This is a genomic window from Paraburkholderia unamae, assembly GCF_003096875.1.
In the GTDB taxonomy this organism is placed as follows: domain Bacteria; phylum Pseudomonadota; class Gammaproteobacteria; order Burkholderiales; family Burkholderiaceae; genus Paraburkholderia; species Paraburkholderia unamae.
In genome coordinates, this window is sequence record NZ_QEOB01000011.1 from 63,511 (window position 1) to 83,016 (window position 19,506).

Here is a 19,506-nt window from a genome sequence, read left to right on the forward strand (position 1 = left end):
TCGCATCGGTATCCTAATGTTCTTCTTCCATCCAGCACATACCCGCACGCGCGAGCAGCGCGCTCGACGCGGCCGGCCCCCACGAGCCGGCAAGATACGGGCGCGGCGGCGCGGTGCGCGCCTTCCAGTCGCGCAGAATCGGCTCGACCCAGCGCCAGGCCGCTTCCTGTTCGTCGCGGTGCACGAATAGCGCGAGACGGCCGTGGATCGCGTCGATCAGCAGCCGCTGGTACGCATCCATGCGCTCCGGTGCGAAAAAGCGATCGAAGTCGATTTCGAGGTGCACGGGCTGCAAGGCCATGCCTTCGCCGGGACGCTTCGCGAGCCAGTGGAGGCGAATGTCCTCGTCGGGCTGAAGGCGTATCACGAGCCGGTTCGCGCCGGGGCGGCCCGATTCGTTGCCGAGCGACGAGTGCGGCACGGGCCGGAACGTGATGACGATTTCGGCTGCGCGCTCGGCGAGCCGCTTGCCCGTGCGCAGAAAGAACGGCACGCCTGCCCAGCGCCAGTTCTCGACTTCCACGCGCAGCGCGACGAAGGTTTCGGTCGTGCTCGCGCGCGCGATGCCGGCTTCCCGCGCATAGGCGGGTACGGCTTCGCGGCGGATCACGCCCGCGTCGTACTGGCCGCGCACCGCGACGCTGTCGATGTCGTTCGCGGGCACCGGTTTGAGCGCGCGCAGCACGCGCAGCTTTTCGTCGCGCACCGCGTTGGCGTCCATCGAGTGAGGCGGCTCCATCGCGACGATCGAGAGCAATTGAAGCAGGTGGTTCTGCACCATGTCGCGCAGCGCACCCACACTGTCGTAGAACTCGCCGCGCCCCTCCACGCCGAGTTGCTCCGCAATGGTGATCTGCACGCTTTCGACCCATTCACGCCGCCACACCGGCTCGAACAGCGTATTGCCGAAGCGCAGCGCAAGCAGGTTCTGCACCGACTCCTTGCCGAGATAGTGGTCGATGCGGTAGATCTGCTCCTCGGCGAAAATCTGGCCGACTTCGTCGTTGATCTGCCGCGATGACTGGAGATCGTAGCCAAGCGGCTTTTCGAGCACGACCCGCGCGTCGCGCGTGAGGTCGAGCGCGGCCAGCGCGCGGCAGATCGGCACGAACAGCGCCGGGCCCGTCGCCAGATAGTAGAGCGGTTTTTCGCGGGTCGCGTGCGCGTGTGCGGTCGATGTGTCTCGAAGTGCGTCCCGAAGTGCGTCCCGAAGCGCGACGAAATCTTGCGGGCGCGAGAAGTCGAGGCGAACGTATTCGATGCGTTCGACGAACCGCGTCCACGCCGCGCAAGCCGGGCCGCTCTGGGCGAGATGCGGGCGAACGCATGTGTCGAGCCAGGCCATGAGGTCCGCGCGGCTCGCGCAACTGCGGTCCACGATCAGGATGCGCAGCGCGTGCGGCAGTCTGCCCGCGGTTTCGGCTTCGTGCAGCGCAGGCAGTATCTTGCGCATGGCCAGATCGCCCGTTCCGCCGAACAGGACGAACGAGGTGGCGTCGTTTGGTGAGGTGTTGCCCATATGGATGACGTACGCTCGCACGACGGCGCGCGCCGCCGCGATTGCGGCGGCACGGCCGCGTCGTGGAGAAAGCTTGAGGAAAGGAGCGGGCGCGCTCAGAACGAGTGGTTGATGCCCAGATAGGCGCCCACCTGCGAGTGGCCCGGCAGCGGGTTGTCGAGGTTGCTGTTGTTCAGGCCGGGATTGTTGGGCTCCAGCGAGAAGGTGGCGTTGCTGCTGTTGTGCACATAGCCCACGTTGGCGTAAAGGAACGTGCGCTTCGAGAGGTTATAGGTCGTGCCGAGTTCGTACATCGTGGCGTGGCCGTGGGCGTCGTGAGTGTCGTTGCCCGCGCCCTGGCCCACGTCGACGTGATACGCGGCGAGCGTCACGAGCAGGAAAGGGTTCGCCTGATAGCCCACGCCCAGCCAGTAGTGATTCGCCGTGCTCGCGAGGCCCGTTGGCGTGTCGGGCGCGAACATGCGCGTGGCAGCGCCCTGAACGAGGAACGACCCGAGGCGCAGGTTGGCGGCCAGGATGAATTCGCGCGACGCCGTGAACACATTGCTGAACTGGCCGTTCGGGTCGCGCAATTCGTCGTAGATCGCTCGCACGTCGAACAGGCCGGTGCGGTAGGTCAGTTGCAGGCCGTCCGAGCGGCCGTATGAGCCCGTGTCGGTGCCGTTCCAGTTGCCGGGCTTGCCGCCGAACGAGTATTGCGCCGCCAGATCGAAGCCGTGCCAGGACGGGCTCAGGTAACCGACGTTGCTGTTGGTCTGCTGCCACGTGCGCCCGCGCACCAGCGAAGCCGAACTGAACATCTCCTGGAGGAAGGGATCGAACGCGGATACGCCGTTGCTGATGAAGAGATCGCGCCCGAACTTGATCGTTCCGTAGTTCTCCTGAGATAAACCGACCCACGATTTGCGGTGGACGGTGCCGGCGGTCCCGGTGGTCGCCTTGAGCGAGCGCGAGAGGAAGAAGATCGTCTTGACGCCGCCGCCCAGATCCTCCGTGCCCGTGAAATTGAGCATGCCCGTGCCCCAGTCGCCGCTTTGCATGCCAAAGCGCGACGCCGTTACGCCAGGCGAGGTCTGCACGTTGTTCATGTACGCGAACCCGGCGTCGATACGCCCCGAGAGCGTGACGCTAGACTGGGCGCTCGCGCCGGTGGATAGCGCACACAAGACCGCCGCCGCACCGGGCGCCCATACCGCCTTCTTCATTGTTAGATCTCCTTGTCAAAACCGTCTTTGCGATGCCGCCCCGGCGCATGCGGCCGGGTTGTAAGCGTGTTGTTCACTACGTGTTCTTCACAGGGCGGACGGGAGTCGGCAACGGCGCGTGGGGCCAAAGCCCACGCGGCCGCGCTATCGCGATCGATCTCTGTGCTGTGCTAGAATCAGATATCTGACATCTGAGGTCAAATGCTAGCACTGCAAAATTCGACCGCGCAAGTCGTTTTTTAAGACCGCCGGTGCAAGTCTTTTGCGAAGCACGCAAAAGACAGGCGAGCGGGAGTGCGAGCATGCGGTGTGGCAACGGAGCGGAAACCGAACTGACTGGAGAGCAAACATGACGTCTCGCATCCCTGCTTACCGGCAGGCCCAGATGGAGATCAAGAGCTACATCGAGCGGCATGGCCTGCGTTTTGGCGACGCGCTGCCCTCCGAGGGGCAGCTTGCGCAGGATCTCGGCATGAGCCGGCCTTCGTTGCGCGAAGCGATGAAGAGCCTCGAATCGCTCGGCGTGGTGGAGTCGCGGCATGGCGAGGGCATCTACGTCAAGGCGTTTTCGTTCGATTCGATCATCGACAATCTGCCGTACGCCTTTATCGCGGAAGGCCATAGCCTGCGCGAATTGCTCCAGGTGCGCGCGGCAATCGAAATTGGCGCGGTGCCCGAGATTCATGCGCGCATTCCGGCTGCCGATGTCGCGCGCCTGCGCGTGCTGGCGCAGCAAATGCTCGCGCGGGCCGAGGCGCACGAACTGTACGAGGAGCAGGACCGGGAGTTTCACGCGACGCTGTACCAATGCCTGGACAATCCGTTCCTGAGCCGCCTGATCGACCTGTTCTGGCAGGTGTTCCGCCGGCTGAACCATTCGACCGGGCAGCCCGAGCACTGGCTTATCGAAGCGACCGCGCGCGACCACATCGATATCGTCGACAGGCTCGAAGCGGGCGATCTGGGCGGCCTCGTGAAGGCCTACCGGAAACACTTCGACACGATCTTCGCGCGCATGGATGCGGAGGCGGCGGGCGCGTGAGCGGTTGCCGTCGGCTGCCGTCGGGCGGCTCAACCGGTAATTAGGGGCGTGTTAGAATTAGATATCTGATGTCTGATCGTGCACTGACGTGCATCGTCGCACCCGCGAGGCGAATTCGAGCAACGTGCGTCATCCGGCTCGCGCGCCTGCCACGCGGCGGTCCCGACCTGGTGGAGAGTCTATGAGCAACCGTGTTCCGGCCTATCGGCAGGCCCAGATTGAAATCAAGAAGTTCATCGAGGACCGCAAGCTGCGATTCGGCGACTCGCTGCCGCCCGAGGGCGTGCTCGCGCAGGAACTGGGCATCAGCCGGCCGTCGCTGCGCGAAGCGATGAAGAGCCTGGAGTCGCTCGGCGTGGTGGAGTCGCGCCACGGCGAGGGCATCTACGTGAAGGCGTTCTCGTTCGATTCGATCATCGAAAACCTGCCTTACGCGTTCGTGGCCGACGGCCGTAGCATCCGCGACCTGCTCCAGGTGCGCGCGGCCATCGAGCTCGGTTCGGTGCCGGCCGTGTTGCAACAGATTCCGCCGGAAGACGTCCAGGCGCTGCGTGAACTGGCCAACGCCATGCTCAAGAAAGCCAAGGCGGGCGAGGAGTACGAGGAAGAGGACCGGCAGTTCCACGCCACCATGTACCGCTGCCTTGGCAACACGTTCTTGAGCAAGCTCACCGACATGTTCTGGCGCGTGTTCCACCGCATGGACCAGACCGGCGAACCGCCCACGCGCAAGATGCTGGAGGCTTCGGCACGGGACCACGCGGGCATCGTCAAGATGATCGAGGCGAAGGATCTGCAAGGCCTGATGAGCGCATACGAAAAGCATTTCAATACGCTGCTCGGCCGGCTTGGCGCGGCCCCTCAAGGCAAGGCCGCCTGATCGTCGCGTTCGTCGTATTTGTCGCATGAGAGCGGGGGCGACGCCCTCGCTCGCACCAGGATGTACCGCAAGTCGCAAGCGGCGCAATGCTTGCCTGAATAATTAGGTTTACGAATCAATAGCAATCTCTTCATGCAGATCAACTGTAGCGAGTTGGCGTCTCTTGCCGATACCTGCCCTGAGTTTCCTGTCGGGCTGAAGAACGGCGCGGGCGCGAGAATGGGCAGTGTGATTTATGCGGGGCTGGGGTCGGCGGGAACGCAATGGTATGCGCTCGATCTCGCGGCACACCCCCGCGCGTGGCGCAGACTTGCGGACTTCCCCGGCGGCCCGCGCGAGCAGAGCGGCTGCGCCGTGGCGGGCGGCAAGCTCTATGTGTTCGGCGGCGCAGGGCAGATTCCCGGTTCGGGCGGCACGCCGGACACGGTCATTCACTGCGACGTGCACGAATTCGACCCCGCCGCGAACCGCTGGCGCGAACTGAATACGCGCAGCCCCCGCAGCGTGCTGGGTTCCGCGTGCGTCTCGGCAGGGGCGCGCGTGCTGTTCTTCGGCGGCGTGAACAAGACGGTGTTCGAGACGCTCTTTCGCGACCTCAAGGCCGCCGGGAGCGACGCCGAACGCCGCCGCGAGATCGAAGTGGCGTACTTCAGCCAACGCCCCGAGGACTATCGCTTCGCCGACGACGTGCTGTGCTACGAGCCTGCGGCAAACACGTGGCGCTCGCTCGGCAAGCTGCCGCTTCCGGCCGTGGTCGGCGCGGCTGTCGCGGTCGATGGTAGCCAGGCGACGTTGATCCACGGCGAGTTGAAACCCGGCTTGCGCTCGCGCGCGGTCAATCACGTCGAAGTGGCGGGCGAGATACTCGCAAGCCAGGCCGCGCCTGACATTGTCGCGCCGCCTGGCGAGTCGGAGCAGGAAGGCCTGGCGGGCGCCTTCGCGGGCTACAGCAACGGCGCGCTGCTGGCGGCGGGCGGGGCGAACTTCCCCGGCGCGTGGGAGCAGTACGGCCAAGGGCGAACCTACGCGCACCAAGGTCTGCAAAAGACGTGGCGCGACGTGATCTACGCGCTCGTCGACGGCCGGTGGGAGGTGGCGGGGCAATTGCCGCAAGGGCGCGCCTATGGCCTCTCGATCCCGCTTGATGACAGCGTGCTCTTGCTGGGCGGCGAAGGTCGCGGCGGCGAGGCGCTGCGCTGCATCGACCGCCTGCGCTGGGATGGCCGCAAGGCGCATGTGACGCCTCTCGACTAGCGGTGCAGTACGTCCGGCCTGCTTCAGCACGCTTGCGCCTTGCCGAGGCAGGTTGGGCTGTAGCGCAGCATGTCGAGCCAGCTTTGCGCAATGCGTTCGGCGTCGTGTCCGGGGTTGTCGACTACCGGGCTGGACAGCCATTCCAGAAGCACGCCGTTCCACAGCACCAGAAAGAGCGAACTGGAAAACTCCACGTCGAGGTCGCGGGGCAGTTGTCCTGCGCGGACGGCATGGCCTAACGCGGCTTGCAGGCGCGTCTGGAGTTCGTCGGCGACGTCGCGGCAGCGCGTGAGCACGGGGCACGACTCGTCCGGCAACTCGTACTTGCGGAAGATGATCGCGAAGATCCGCCACGTTCGCGGATTGCGCGCGACGTCATGCAGCGATCGCGCAAAGACCTGGCCGATGTGGCCGAGCGGATCGGTTTGCGGCGCGTTCGCCACTTCCTTGACCAGCGTTTCGCTCGGCAGCCCGGCGCGCTCGATCATCGAAGCGAACAACTCGCTTTTGTTCTCGAAGTGCCCGTAGATGGCCCCGCGCGTGACGCTCGCGGCACTGGCGATGTCGCTTAGTGTCGCGGAGGCGACGCCGCGCGCGACGAATACGTGCTCCGCCGCGTCCAGGATGCGATTACGCGTCTCCCAGGCGGCCGCCTTGGTTCGTTTCATCAGTTCGTTGTCCGATTCAACTGCGAAGCGGGGGATGACGGCTGCGTTTCGCGCAGCGCATCGTTCAGCGTGTGCGGAACACGGGGCTGCGCCGGTTGACGAAGGCGTCCACGCCTTCGTGGAACTCGTCGTGCTCCGCGCAGGCGAGAAAGCCGCGCTGCTCGGCGACCAGTTGCGCGTCGAGCGAGCGTTGCGCCGCGCCGCTGAGCAGCGCTTTGGTCTGCGCGAACGCATTGGACGACAGCGCCAGCAGTTGAGCGGCGCACGCCTGGGTGGCGGCGGCCAGCTCGCTTGCGGGCACGACCCAGTTCACGAGACCCATCTGCAAGGCCTCGCTCGCGCCGTATTGCTCGCCGAAGTAGAGCCATTGCGCCGCGCGGCGCGGGCCGACCGCCTGGGGAAGCGTGAACGTCGCGCCGCCATCCGGCGAAGCGCCGATGCGGCTATAGGCCGAGGCAAAGGTGGCATGGTCGGCCGCGATCACCACATCGCATGCGGCGGTGAGCGAGAGGCCGAAGCCGGCGGCCACGCCGTTCACGCAGGCCATCACGGGCTTGCGCGATGCGACGATGGTTTGCACGCAAAGCTGCGCGTGGCGCACGAGCTTGCCGATCTGGCGCCGGCGTTCGGAGGGGCGCTCGTCGAGCGTCTCGCGCATCGCGTGCACGTCGCCGCCCGCCATGAACGCGCGGCCCGCGCCCGTGAGCACGATCACGTGCACGTCGGCGCGCTGCGTCGCGTGTTCGAGCTGCTCGGCCAGTTCCACGGCCATCGGCGTGTTCAAGGCGTTCAGCGCATTCGGGCGATTGAACGTGAGCGTGGCGACGCCCTGCTGGATTTCGGTCTCGATCAGTTTGGCCATGGCGGTTCGATACGCGGTGCATGGGACGGCGGGAGCCCGTCCGGCTTGAGCGCATTGAACCTTCTGGCGACGCCTGCGGCATCGTCCGATCAGACGAGAGCGTGTGCGCGGGTCAGACCTTGGGTGTGCGCCGGGTCCGCTGGGCTTGTCGAGGCGCGGGCGCCGCCGCGTTGCTTTCGCCGGGCGCGCGCAGCGCTTCGCCGAGAAAGCGCGCGGTGTCCTCGATGCGCGCGCGCAGATCGTAGTCGGGGTCGAGGCGCCAGTTGCGCACGATCGACAGATAGGCCGCGCCGATCATCTGCGTGAGAAACGCGCCGTCGAAGTCGTTGCGCACGTCGCCCTGGCGATGGCCCGCCGCGACGAGGGGCGCAAGCGTCGCCTGGAAATAGTCGACCCGATGGCGCGCGAGTTCGAGCGTGCCCGCATCGCGTTCGAGCTCGCAGGTGACCGCGCGCAGATAGGTGGGGCGGCTCGTTGCCGCCGTTTCGAACGCACGCAGCACGCTGAGGAGGCGCGCCTGCGTGCTGTGTTCGGCGGCGAGTTGCTCGTCGACGACGGCCTTGAGCTTCGCGAGCTGTTCGAGCCACAGCGCCTGCAAGACGGCGTCCTTGCCCGGAAAGTAATTGAAGAAGGTTGCGCGCGCGACATCGGCATAGTCGGCGATCTCGTCGATCGTCGTGCTGGCGATGTCGCGCTCGGCGAACAGACGCCGCGCGGCTTCGAGCAGCCGCTCCTGGGTCTTCTGCTTGTTGCGCTCCCTGCGCGAGAGCGTCGCGTTCGTATCGGTCATGCGGTTTCGAAGCCCTGCGGGGCGGGTTAATGCCGGCGGCGGCCGGGCTAGCGCAGCGTGACTTTCACCGTATGCAGCGTACCGCTGAAGCGGAACGGCACGCGATAGTCCTCGCTGACCGGTGTGCCCGTATCGAGCCCGACATTCATGCCTTCGACATAGGACATCACCCACGGCACCGTGCGCTCGATGCGCCCCGAGCCGATCACCTCGCCGTCGAGCCTGAGCGTGGCTTGCCCGCCCTTGCCGTAACCGCCGCCATCGGCTTCGAAGTCGAGCGCGAGCCGGTGACGCCCCGGCGGAATGATCGTGCGGGACTCCACCGTATAGCGCGCCGTGCCCAGCAGATTGTAATGATAGACGAGGCGGGCGTCGCGCAGATAAAGCGCGTGTCCGCCGAAGCGGCCGCCCTGGTTGAAGAGCATGCCCTCGCGCGTTTGCTCGGGCAGATCGACGTCGGCGGCGATCGTGAACGAGCGGTTCGCAACGTTGGGGGAACTGCCGGGCGGCACGCGTTGCGTGCCCGGATAGAACACGAACTCGTTGCGCCCGCGCACGGCGCTCGGCTTGGGCGGCCCGGGCAGGTTCGCCGTGCCGCGCATGATCGGCAGCGCGTGGTTGCGGGCCGCCTCGATCCAGAAGCGATCCTGCAACTCGCGCAGCTTCGCGGGTTCCCTGTCGGCGAGATCGATCGCTTCGCTATAGTCGTCGGCGACGTGGTAAAGCTCCCAGCGAATGTCGTCCAGCGAGCGGATATCCATCGGGAACGACCACGGCATCTCCACGGGACCGGCGGCGGCCACCCAGCCGTCGTGATAGATCGCGCGATTGCCCACCAGCTCGAAATACTGCGTTTTGCGGCGTGATGGCGCGTGAGCGTCGTCGAAGGTATAGGCCATGCTCACGCCCGACATCGGCGACTGCTCCACGCCGTGCACCACGCGAGGCGCCGGCAGGCCGATGCATTCGAGCACCGTGGGCGCGATGTCGATCACGTGGTGGAACTGCCGGCGCACGCCGCCCTGGGCCGCGATGCGCTTGGGCCACGTGACGACCATGCCATTGCGCGTGCCGCCGAAATGCGAGGCCACTTGCTTGAACCACTGAAACGGCGTGTCCATGGCATGCGCCCAGCCCACCGGATAGTGGTTGTTCGCCATCGGCCCGCCAAGCTCGTCGAGATGTTCGAGCAGCACGGGCAAGGCTTCCGACATGCCGTTCATGAAGAGCGTTTCGTTGAGCTCGCCATGCGGGCCGCCTTCGGCGCTCGCGCCGTTGTCGCCCTGAATGAAGACGACAAGCGTGTTGTCGAGCTCGCCCATCTCGCGCAATGCGTCGATCACGCGGCCGATCTGGTGGTCGGCGTGCGCGACCGTCGCCGCGTACACCTCGATCATGCGCGTGTAGACCTTCTTCTGGTCGGCCGAGAGCGTGTCCCACGCCTCGATCTCGTCCGGGCGCGCGGTCAGCAGCGTGTTCTCCGGTACGACGCCGCAGGCCTTCTGGCGCGCGAGCGTCGCCTCGCGAATGCGGTCCCAGCCTTCGTCGAACTGGCCTTTGAAGCGCTCGATCCAGTCTCTCGGCGCGTGATGCGGCGAATGGCCCGAAGCGGTCGCGTAGTGCATGAAGAAAGGCCGCTCGGGCGCCGCCGACTTTTGCCGCCGTATCCAGGTGATCGCGCGATCCGCGAGGTCGCGCTCCAGGATATAGGCGGGGTCGTCGTGCGGCGGCTCGATGGCTTCGGTGCCGAGATAGAGTCCCGGCGACCACTGGTTGGTGCCGCCGCCGAGAAATCCATAGAAGTACTGAAAGCCCATGGAAGTGGGCCAGTGATCGAACGGGCCCGCCGGGCCGCTCTCCCAGTCGGGCACGTTGTGATACTTGCCGATCATGGCGGTGGAGTAGCCGTGCAGCCGCAGGATGTCGGCCAGCGTTGCCGAGTCGCGCGGGATGATGCTCGTATAGCCGTCGTAGGCCGTGGCCGATTCCGTCACGCGGCCGCTGCCGACTTCATGATGATTGCGCCCGGTGAGGAGCGCCGCGCGCGTGGGCGAGCACATGGCCGTGGTGTGGAACTCCGTGTAGCGAAGTCCCGCGCTCGCGAGCGCGTCGAGCGTGGGCGACGGTATCGGGCCGCCGAAGGTGTGGCTCGCGCCGTAGCCGATATCGTCGGTGAGGATGAGCAGCACATTGGGCGCGCCCTCGGGCGCGCGCGGCGTGTCCGGCCATTGCGGGTCGGCGGCTTCGCGCGCGGTGCGCCCGGCGCGAGTCGAACGCGGCCGCTCGGGCCGTGGCAGCACGTCATGCGCTTGAGGCGCTTTTGCGTTGTCGCTCACAGTCATCTCTTGTCTCCTCTCTCCAGAATCGGGTTCATGGGTTGTGTCGTGCACACCTGAAATCAGGCGCCAAGGTAGCAGGCGTTCTGAAATTTGTATACTCAAGTCTAAAAATGAACTGTAGTATTCAGATGCCAGGGCCGGAGGCCGCAGGAGCGCCGCCGCCTGCATCGTCCGGATGAGGGATGCCCACGCGCGAGCCAGTTGTGAGCATCACCATCGACACAGACAAACAAGCCAGAAAAAAACGAAGGCCGAACGGCCTCAGGAGACAGCTCAGGTGAACGAAACGTTTGATTACATCGTAGTCGGCGCGGGCGCGGCCGGCGGCATGCTCGCGGCGCGCCTGAGCGAACAGCAGGGCTTGCGCGTGCTGCTGCTGGAGGCGGGCGGCAGCCATCGCCGGATGATGGTCGAGATGCCTGCGGGCTGGGGGCGTCTCATCTACGACAAACGCTACGCGTGGGTCTACGAGAGCGAGCCGGAGCGCTGGGCGGGCGGGCGCCGCATCAAGGTGCCGCGCGGCAAGCTGCTCGGCGGCTCCACGTCGATCAACGGCATGCTGTACGTGCGCGGGCACCGGCGCGATTTCGACGACTGGGACGCGGCGGGTGCGCAGGGCTGGTCGTGGGCCGACCTGCTGCCGTATTTCCTGCGCACCGAGGACCAGCGGCGCATCCGCAACGCGCTGCACGGCACGGGCGGCCCGCTCACGGCGGCCGATCTCGATCGCGTGCATCCCATCTCGCACGCCATGCTGGCGGCCTCGCGCGAAGCGGGCTGGCCGCAAAGCGACGACTTCAACGACGGCGAGCCGCGCGGAGCGGGGCTCTATCAGGTGAACGTCGACGCCGGACGGCGCTCGTCGATCGCGCGCAACGCCATCGAACCGGCCATGGGGCGTCCCGGCCTCAAGGTCGTGCAGCACGCGCTCGTGACGCGCGTGCAAATCGACGGGCAGCGCGCGAGCGGCGTCGTTTATCGCTTGCCCGACGGCACGGAGCGTTTCGCGGCGGCGGCGCGCGAGGTGCTGCTGTGCGGCGGCGCGATCAACACGCCGCAACTGCTGATGCTCTCCGGCATCGGGCCCGCCGCGCCGCTGGCGGCCCTCGGCATTCGCGTGCATGCTGACTTGCCCGGCGTGGGCGCGAATTTGCAGGACCATGCCATCGTGCCCATGACGTGGCGTCTGAAGCCGGGCACGCCCAGTCTCAATGCGGCGTTTCGCGGGCTTGGCGTGGTGGTGCCCGCGCTGCGCTACCTGCTCACCCGGCGCGGCGAGATGACCACGCCGCCATCCGAATTCGGCGCGTGGATCCAGAGCGATCCCACGCTGCCCTATCACGACCTTCAGATCTTCGGCTTGCCCGTGACCGGCGACATCGAAACGGCCTTGCGCGAAGGCCGCGAGACGCCGGAAGCGTGGCCGGGCTTTACGCTCGCGCCGTACCAGTTGCGGCCGTGGTCGCGCGGCTCGGTGTGGCTCAAGAGCGCGGACGCGCGCGAGGCGCCCGCCTTGCAGTTCAATTATCTCGACGACGAGCGCGACCGGCGTGCGCTGCTGTACGGGTTGCGCGCGATGCGCGAACTCGCCGCGCAGCCGTCGCTCGCACGCCTGACCGAGACCGAAACGCGGCCGGGCCCGGACGTGCGCAGCGACGACGAATGGCTCGACTGGCTCGGCCCGTTCCTCACGACCGGCCATCACGCCGTGGGCACCTGCCGCATGGGCCGCGCCGACGATCCGCTCACCGTGGTGACGCCGGACCTGCGCGTGAAGGGCATCGCGGGACTGCGGGTGATCGATGCGTCGGTCATGCCGAATCTGATTTGCGGCAACACCACCGCCGCGACGGTCGTGATCGGCGATAAAGGCGCGGATCTGGTGCTCGGGAGGGCGGGGCCAGGGTTGGCCCTGGTCGAGCACGGCGTCCCGGCAAGCGTGAACGGCGCCTAATCCATTCGAACGATGCCCCGCGTGCGCCCCATCGCTTAACGTAGAAAGCGCTGGCGCGAGTCGCGCCATTCATGCGGGGTAAAGATGCAAGGCACTGACACAACAATGGACGCGTCCCGGGTTCGCGAGCTTGGCTCCGCGCTGTTCGACGCATTGTGCGCGGGCACGACCCTGCCGCCGCTGTCGCGCCGCTATCCGGACATGAGCGTCGCCGACGCGTACGCGATCTCGCTGCATATGCTGCGTTGTCGCGAAGCGCGCGGCGAGCGCGTGATCGGCAAGAAGATCGGCGTGACCTCGAAGGCCGTGCAGGACATGCTGGGCGTTTTTCAGCCTGATTTCGGATTCCTCACCGATACGATGCGCTTCGACGACGGCGCGTGCGTTTCGCTGCGCGGCGCGAACCTGATCCAGCCGCGCGCGGAAGGCGAAATTGCCTTCATGCTCAAGGCCGACCTGCAAGGGCCGGGCGTGACGCGCGCCGACGTGCTGGCCGCCACGGCGTGGGTCGCGCCGTGCTTCGAGATCGTCGATTCGCGCATCGAAGCGTGGCAGATCGCGATTCAGGACACGGTGGCCGACAACGCCTCGTGCGGCGTGTTCGTGATCGGCGAGCAGCATACCGATCCGGGCGCGCTCGACCTCGCGGCCGTTTCCATGCAGATGTGGAAGAACGGCGTGGAAGCGGGATCGGGCGTGGGCGCGGCGGTGCAGGGTCATCCCGCCGAAGCCGTCGCATGGCTCGCCAACACGCTCGGCGCGTTCGGCATTCCGTTCAAGGCGGGCGAGCTGATCCTCTCGGGCTCGCTCGCGCCGCTCGTTCCCGTAGTGGCGGGCGATGGCTTCTCGATGCGCATCGAGGGGCTAGGCGAATGCTCCATTCGTTTCGAAGCGTAGGCTCAAGAAGCGCTAAAGGCACGAGGGACACGAAAGGCGCGACCGCGCGCAGTTACGCGGTCGTGCATCGGCACGGCGCGATGGCGCGTGCGCAGCGAGGCGAGGCAAGAGACCCGCCCGTACGAGGAAGGAGACAGCATGGAATTCGCCTTGAGCGAAGAACAGGCGATGATTCGCGACGCGGCGGCCGAGGTGCTCGATCAGCACAGCGGTTCGGCTGCGGTTCGCCGCGCCGTGGAGCAGTCGTCGGGCCACGACGAAGCATTGTGGCGTCTCGTTGCCCGCGAGCTTGGCTGGTGCGCGCTGAGCGTGCCCGAGGCTGCGGGAGGATCGGGACTGGGCGCGATGGAGCTGATCCTGTTGCTGGAGGCCATGGGGCAGCGGCTTGCGTGCGTGCCTTACTTGAGCACCGTTTGCCTTGCGGGCACGCTGCTTTCCTGCTGCGATTCGCCGCGTGCGCGCGAGCGGCTTGGCCGCATTGCCAACGGTGAACTGCGCGCCACGCTGGCTTCGTCCAGAACGTGGGCGGGCGAGGCATACGACGAGGCCGATGAGGGCAACCTCGCGGTCAGCGCGCAGCGCACGGCGGGCGGCTACCGGCTGCGCGGCGCGGTGGAGCAGGTGATCGACGGCGCGGGAGCCGGGCTCGTGATCGTGGCCGCGCGCCTGGCGAACGACGAGGGGCGTCTCGCGCTTTTCGAAGTCGAACCCGGTGAAGGCCTCGTGCGCACGCCGCTGGTCACGCTGGACAGCACGCGGCCGCTCGCACGCCTCGAATTCAAGGACATCGAAGTATCGAACGACGCGTTGCTCGCGCAAGGCGAGGAAGCGCACGGCGCGCTCGGGCGCGCCGCATGGCTCGCGTCGCTGGCACTGGCCGCCGAACAGCTGGGCGGCGCGCAACGCTGCCTCGACCTCACGCTCGCCTACGTCGAACAGCGCGTGCAGTTCGGGCGTTCGATCGCTTCGTTCCAGGCCATCAAGCATCGCTGCGCGCAAATGCTCGTGCAGATCGAGTCCACGCGATCGGCGGTGCTGGGCGCGGCCCTCGCCTGGGATGCCGACACCGCAACAGCCACGCCCGCGCGGGAAACGCAACTGGAAGTGGCGACAGCCAAGGCAAGCGCGAACGAGACCTTGCGTTTTTGCGCGCAGGAGGCCATTCAATTGCACGGCGGCGTGGGATTCACGTGGGAATACGATCCCCAGCTTTATTTCAAGCGCGCGCAGGCGGCGAGCGCCATGTTCGGCGAGACCGCGCCATTGCGCGCCTTCATCGCGCAACAGATCGTGGACGAGGCAACGACATGGTGAACGACGCGCTCTCTCATGCGCCGTTGCGCGCTGAAGTCGCCGCATGGCTCGACGAACACCTCACGGGCAAATTCGCCTGCCTGCGCTTTCGTGGCGGGCCGGGCGACGAAGAGGCCTGGCCGGCGTTGCGCAAGGAGTGGGAGCGCGAGCTGGCGGCGGGCGGCTGGACGGCGCTCGGCTGGCCGCAGGCGTGCGGCGGCAGGGGCTTCTCCGTGGCGCAGCAGGTGGTGTTCGCCGAAGAGTATGCGCGCGCGGGCGGCCCGGGGCGCATGGGGCACATTGGCGAGGGCCTGCTCGGGCCGACCTTGATCGCGTGCGGCAGTGAAGATCAGCGCCGCCGCTTTTTGCCAGGCATTCTCGCGGGCACGCAATTCTGGTGTCAGGGCTACTCGGAGCCCGGCGCGGGTTCCGATCTCGCCAATGTGCGCACGCGCGCGGTGCGTGAGGCCGACGGTAGCTGGCGCATCAGCGGGCAAAAAGTGTGGACCTCGCTCGCGCTCGATTCCGACTGGATCTTCGTGCTGGCGCGCACCGACATGGAGGCGCAAGGCAATCGAGGCCTGTCGTTTTTCCTCATGCCGCTCGAACAGCCCGGCGTCGAGATTCGCCCCATCCGGCAGATGAATGGCGGGTCCGAATTCAACGAAGTGTTCTTCGACGGCGCGCGGGCGGCCGCCGCCGACGTGGTGGGCGAGCCTAGCGACGGCTGGCGCGTGGCCATGACGCTGCTCGGCTTCGAGCGGGGCATCTCCACGCTCGGCCAGCAGATGCAGTTCGCGCGCGAACTGGCATGGGTGATCGAAGCCGCGCGCCGCAACGGCGCGGCGCACGAGCCGGTCATCCGGCAGCGGCTCGCACAGGCGTGGTCGGGGTTGCGCATCATGCGCCACAATGCGCTGCGTATGCTGAGCGGCGCCGACGCAGGAGCACAGGGCGCGCCGCGCCGCGAAGCGCTGGTTTATAAGTACTACTGGTCGAACTGGCACCGCGAGCTTGGGCAACTGGCCATGGACGTGCTGGGCGCGCAAGCCAATATCGTGGAAGCCGACGACGAGAAGCGCACGCGCTTGCAGCAGGTGTTTCTGTTCTCGCGGGCGGACACGATTTATGCGGGCACGAACGAGATCCAGTTGAACCTCATGGCGGAGCGCGGCCTTGGCATGCCGAAGGAGCCGCGCGGAACGCTTTGAGCGACGCGCGCGACGATGTGCATGAGCGATGCGTGAGCGCGCGGGCGGACACAGTGCGGACATGGCGTAGACGCGGCTCGGACACAAAAGGGGACAACACAACCTTTTTGTCTGAGCGGTAGATATATTCCCTAAATTGACGTCCCCCCGCTCCGCCCGAGATACTTCCCTGCAAATTATTGAGGAACTGATGTGGCTGCGGATGTGTACAACTGGCAGGCTCCGTCAATTTCGGTGGATCGTTTCAGTCATCTGCTTGGAATGATTTACGAGTCGGCGCTCGATACCGCGAAGTGGGTTCGCTGTTTCGAGGAAGTCTGCAACGAATTCTCTGCGAATTACGTTTCCCTGATCGTTCAACAGTCGGTCCCCACCAAGGAAGAGGGGCTCATATTTTCGGGCAGCGACGACCGCCGCCTGATTCAGCAGCACAATCCTCATCTCTCACTGAGCCCGTTCCGGGGGCTGCCGCTCGACAAGCTGGTGACGATCGGCGACATGCTTTCCGAAGCCGAATGGCGCTCGACCACTTATTATCAGGCGTGGTGCGCACCGCATGAGGTCTTTCACGTCATGGCCGTGGATTTCGCCACGGCCGACCGGTCGGTTTATGGTTTCAGACTGACGCGGCCCGAAAGCGCGCCGCCGTTTTCGAGCGAAGACCGCGCGCTGTGCGAGCGGCTCGTGCCGCATCTGAAGCGCGCGCTCAATCTGTACCAGTCCACCCACCAGGATCGCCGCATCACCTCGCTCTACAGCCAGGCCATGGTGCAGTTGATGGTCGGCGTGATCGTGCTCGACGAGCACGGCATGGTGATCGAAACCAATGCGATCGCCAAGGCAATGCTCCAGTCGGGCGACGGGCTCAAGCTCATCGGCAATCACGTGACCGCTTCGTACGCCATGGACAACCGCAAGCTCCAGAGCCTCGTTGCGGAGGCGCTGCGCGCGCCGTCGCGCGTGGGGCTCATCGAGGCGATGGCGGTGAGCCGTCCTTCGGGTCAGGCGAGCTGGGGCGTGGTGGTTCGGCAGCTTGCGACCGACGAATGGACCGACGGCAAGCATCGTCCCGCTGTGGCCATTTTCGTGCGCGACCCGGAAGGCGCGTCGCATCCGCCCGTCAAGCTCGCGCAGCAGCTATTCGAATTGACGCCCGCCGAAACGGCGCTCGCCATTCAACTGACAAACGGGCTTTCGCTCGAAGAAGCCGCCGAGGCGCTGGGCATCCGGCGCAACACGGCGCGAGCGCACCTGCGTTCGATCTTCTCGAAGACGGGCGTGCGGCGTCAGACCGAACTCGTGCGCATTTTCCTCAACAGCGTCATGCTGCTGGGCACGTCGGAAGTGGCGGAGCTCGCTCCGGCCCGCTAGGCGGTGCGGCCGCGCACCGGCCGCGCCCTGTCATGAACGCTTGCCAACCCCGCGATCTGCACCATCGCGGGGTGCCCGGTCCTCAGGCGCACGCACCCTGCGCGCGGCTGGCCGCAATGTCCTCCTTCGCGTGTCCCAATTCCATCAGGACTGCTTCCGTATGTTCGCCGACGAGCGGGCCGGCTTGCGGCGCGCGCGAGGGCGTGCGCGAAAAGCGCGGCGCGGGCGCGGGTTGCCGCTTGCCGTCCACTTCGACGAACACGCCGCGCGCACGGTTGTGCTCGTGAGCGGCGGCTTCGTCGAGATCGAGCACGGGCGCGAAGCAGACATCGGTGCCGAGCAGCAGGCCGCACCAATGCTCGCGCTCGCGCGTGCGGATCAACGCGGCGACGCGCGCCTTGAGTTCGGGCCACGCGCGGCTGTCGTATTGCGCGGCCGGATCGACGTCGTCGAGGCCCAGGCGCTGGAGCAATTGCGCGTAGAACTGCGGTTCGATCGCGCCGAGCGTGACGTGCTTGCCGTCCGCGCATTCGAACACATCGTAGAACGGGGACGTATGGCTGAAGAAGTTGCGCTCCGGGCGATCGACCCATGCGCCGATGCCGCGCATCGAGTGGATGAGCGCGCCGAGCAGCGCGGTGCCGTCGACGATCGCGGCGTCCACGACCTGGCCGCGTCCCGAGCGTTGTGCTTCGAGCAGCGCGGCCAGCACGCCGGTGACGAGAAACATCGCGCCGCCGCCCATGTCGCCGATGAACGTGGGCGGGATCGACGGCGACGCGCCGGGGCGCGCCGCGAGCGAGAGCGCGCCGGTGAGCGCGACGTAGTTGATGTCGTGCCCCGCGCTTTGCGCGAGCGGTCCGCTCTGGCCCCAGCCCGTCATGCGGCCGTACACGAGTTTCCGATGCCGCTTCGCCACTTCATCGGGGCCGAAGCCAAGGCGCTCCATCACGCCGGGGCGAAAGCCCTCGATCAGCGCGTCGGCGCTCGCCAGCATCTCCCAGGCGAGCGCGCGCCCCGCTTCGCTTTTCAGGTCGAGCGCAATGGAGCGTTTGCCGCGGTTGAGCGCCATTCGCGGGTAGCCCGCGCGCGCGTCGGCGAGGCGGTCGATCATGACGACATCGGCGCCCAGGTCGGCGAGCAGCATGCCCGCGAAGGGCGCGGGGCCGATGCCCGCGAACTCGACGATGCGAAAGCCCTGCAACGGGCCGGGGGCGGACGGATGAGCACGTTCCATGCGGATTTTTCCAGAGGGTCGAGAGGATCGGGTGACTCAGGGGGACACAAAGCGGGGCAGCCCGGGACGAAGCCATCTTGACCACGTGCACGGCGCGCGGCCTCGTCCGAATGAGGTAGGCGGCGCTGCGCCGCTGGCGGCATCCTTGTAATCCAGAGCGCTGCGCCTCACGCAACCACGCACTGGGGCCGCAGAAGAACTAGCACAACGAGCAGGAGACAAACGATGTTCCGTTTCGATGGCAAGGTCGCACTGGTTTCGGGCGCGGGTCGCGGCATGGGCTTTGGCATTGCGCAGGCGCTCGCGCGCCAGGGCGCGCACGTGGTCGTCAATGACTTTTTCGGCGAGCGCGCCGAGGAGGCCGCAGCGCAACTGCGCGCCGAGGGCGGCAAGGCGAGCGCCGTGGCCGCCGACATGACCTCGCGCGAGCAGATCGTCGCGCTCAACGAGCGCGTGGTGGCGGACACCGGCCCGATCGACATTTTCGTGCACAACGCGGGCATTCCCGCGCAGGGCTGGGGCTACGCGCAATTCCTCGAATCCACCACGGCCGAGTGGGACAGCTGGATGCAACTGAACCTCTACGGTCTCATGCATGCGTGCCAGGTGCTGCTGCCCTCCATGATCGAGCGGCGCTACGGCCGCGTGGTCGCGATCAACTCCGACGCCGCCCGCACGGCAACCGGCATGGGCCTGTGCGCATACGGCGCGGCGAAGGCGGCAGCGCTGGGCTTTCTGCGCAACCTCTCGGGCGAAGTGGGGCGGCGCGGCGTGACCGTGAACGCGCTCTCGCTCGGCACGATGAACAACTGGGATGGCTCCGAAGATATCGCGCGGCGCGGCACCACGGTCGGCCGGGCGGGCAGCCCGCAGGATGTCGGGGCCGCCGTCACCTATCTCGCCTCGCAGGAAGCGGCCTGGGTGACGGGGCAGGTGCTGCCCGTCAACGGCGGCTCGCTCGTCGCCTGAGCCGCCCGGCGCCGC

General features: G+C 66.8%; 16 protein-coding genes. 9 read left to right on the top strand and 7 right to left on the bottom strand.

Annotated features, from left to right (window positions below):
- Positions 1-13: 13 nt before the first annotated feature.
- Together zwf and C7402_RS22805 are read right to left on the bottom strand one after the other, a co-directional pair.
- Positions 14-1,519: a glucose-6-phosphate dehydrogenase gene (zwf, locus tag C7402_RS22800; RefSeq protein WP_116612226.1), complete on the bottom strand. Its 1,506-nt coding sequence runs from the start codon at positions 1,517-1,519 to the stop codon at positions 14-16.
- A 95-nt stretch (positions 1,520-1,614) separates the two neighbouring features.
- Positions 1,615-2,724 (bottom strand): porin, encoded by a 1,110-nt coding sequence (locus C7402_RS22805; protein ID WP_112176125.1) that lies wholly within the window; start codon positions 2,722-2,724, stop codon positions 1,615-1,617.
- 349 nt (positions 2,725-3,073) lie between these two features.
- Here C7402_RS22805 and C7402_RS22810 point away from each other — a divergent pair, with 349 nt between their 5' ends.
- From C7402_RS22810 to C7402_RS22820, 3 genes are all read left to right on the top strand, one after another.
- A complete protein-coding gene (locus tag C7402_RS22810; RefSeq protein ID WP_116612227.1) occupies positions 3,074-3,766 on the top strand; it encodes a FadR/GntR family transcriptional regulator in 693 nt (230 codons plus the stop codon).
- A gap of 181 nt (positions 3,767-3,947) precedes the next feature.
- Positions 3,948-4,646, top strand: coding sequence for a FadR/GntR family transcriptional regulator (locus C7402_RS22815; RefSeq protein ID WP_116612228.1), 699 nt, complete (start codon positions 3,948-3,950; stop codon positions 4,644-4,646).
- Between the two features lie 132 nt (positions 4,647-4,778).
- The gene (locus tag C7402_RS22820; RefSeq protein WP_116612229.1) at positions 4,779-5,900 is read left to right on the top strand and encodes an N-acetylneuraminate epimerase; all 1,122 of its coding nucleotides are present in this window, start codon (positions 4,779-4,781) and stop codon (positions 5,898-5,900) included.
- Positions 5,901-5,923: 23 nt separating this feature from the next.
- Here C7402_RS22820 and C7402_RS22825 read toward each other — a convergent pair whose 3' ends face one another.
- The 4 genes from C7402_RS22825 to C7402_RS22840 form a co-directional block, all read right to left on the bottom strand.
- Complete coding sequence (locus tag C7402_RS22825; RefSeq protein ID WP_116612230.1) at positions 5,924-6,568, bottom strand: TetR family transcriptional regulator; 645 nt, start codon at positions 6,566-6,568, stop codon at positions 5,924-5,926.
- Between the two features lie 64 nt (positions 6,569-6,632).
- Positions 6,633-7,430, bottom strand: coding sequence for an enoyl-CoA hydratase/isomerase family protein (locus C7402_RS22830; protein WP_116612231.1), 798 nt, complete (start codon positions 7,428-7,430; stop codon positions 6,633-6,635).
- Positions 7,431-7,542: 112 nt separating this feature from the next.
- A complete protein-coding gene (locus C7402_RS22835; protein WP_116612232.1) occupies positions 7,543-8,220 on the bottom strand; it encodes a TetR/AcrR family transcriptional regulator in 678 nt (225 codons plus the stop codon).
- Positions 8,221-8,267: 47 nt separating this feature from the next.
- Complete coding sequence (locus C7402_RS22840) at positions 8,268-10,562, bottom strand: arylsulfatase (protein ID WP_165841962.1); 2,295 nt, start codon at positions 10,560-10,562, stop codon at positions 8,268-8,270.
- Between the two features lie 274 nt (positions 10,563-10,836).
- Between C7402_RS22840 and C7402_RS22845 the strand changes: the two genes are divergently transcribed.
- From C7402_RS22845 to C7402_RS22865, 5 genes are all read left to right on the top strand, one after another.
- Positions 10,837-12,513 carry a GMC family oxidoreductase gene (locus tag C7402_RS22845; protein WP_116612234.1) on the top strand — a complete coding sequence of 559 codons (1,677 nt, stop codon included), beginning with the start codon at positions 10,837-10,839 and terminating at the stop codon, positions 12,511-12,513.
- Between the two features lie 105 nt (positions 12,514-12,618).
- The gene (locus tag C7402_RS22850) at positions 12,619-13,410 is read left to right on the top strand and encodes a fumarylacetoacetate hydrolase family protein (protein ID WP_116612235.1); all 792 of its coding nucleotides are present in this window, start codon (positions 12,619-12,621) and stop codon (positions 13,408-13,410) included.
- 138 nt (positions 13,411-13,548) lie between these two features.
- Positions 13,549-14,724 carry an acyl-CoA dehydrogenase family protein gene (locus tag C7402_RS22855; protein WP_116612236.1) on the top strand — a complete coding sequence of 392 codons (1,176 nt, stop codon included), beginning with the start codon at positions 13,549-13,551 and terminating at the stop codon, positions 14,722-14,724.
- The gene (locus tag C7402_RS22860; protein WP_116612237.1) at positions 14,718-15,914 is read left to right on the top strand and encodes an acyl-CoA dehydrogenase family protein; all 1,197 of its coding nucleotides are present in this window, start codon (positions 14,718-14,720) and stop codon (positions 15,912-15,914) included. Before C7402_RS22855 ends, C7402_RS22860 begins: the two co-directional genes overlap by 7 nt.
- A gap of 192 nt (positions 15,915-16,106) precedes the next feature.
- On the top strand, positions 16,107-17,285 hold the full coding sequence (locus C7402_RS22865; protein ID WP_224041994.1) for a helix-turn-helix transcriptional regulator: 1,179 nt from the start codon (positions 16,107-16,109) through the stop codon (positions 17,283-17,285).
- Between the two features lie 82 nt (positions 17,286-17,367).
- Here C7402_RS22865 and C7402_RS22870 read toward each other — a convergent pair whose 3' ends face one another.
- Positions 17,368-18,522 carry a CaiB/BaiF CoA transferase family protein gene (locus tag C7402_RS22870; protein WP_116612238.1) on the bottom strand — a complete coding sequence of 385 codons (1,155 nt, stop codon included), beginning with the start codon at positions 18,520-18,522 and terminating at the stop codon, positions 17,368-17,370.
- A 225-nt stretch (positions 18,523-18,747) separates the two neighbouring features.
- Here C7402_RS22870 and C7402_RS22875 point away from each other — a divergent pair, with 225 nt between their 5' ends.
- On the top strand, positions 18,748-19,491 hold the full coding sequence (locus C7402_RS22875) for an SDR family NAD(P)-dependent oxidoreductase (protein ID WP_116612239.1): 744 nt from the start codon (positions 18,748-18,750) through the stop codon (positions 19,489-19,491).
- Positions 19,492-19,506: the final 15 nt, after the last annotated feature.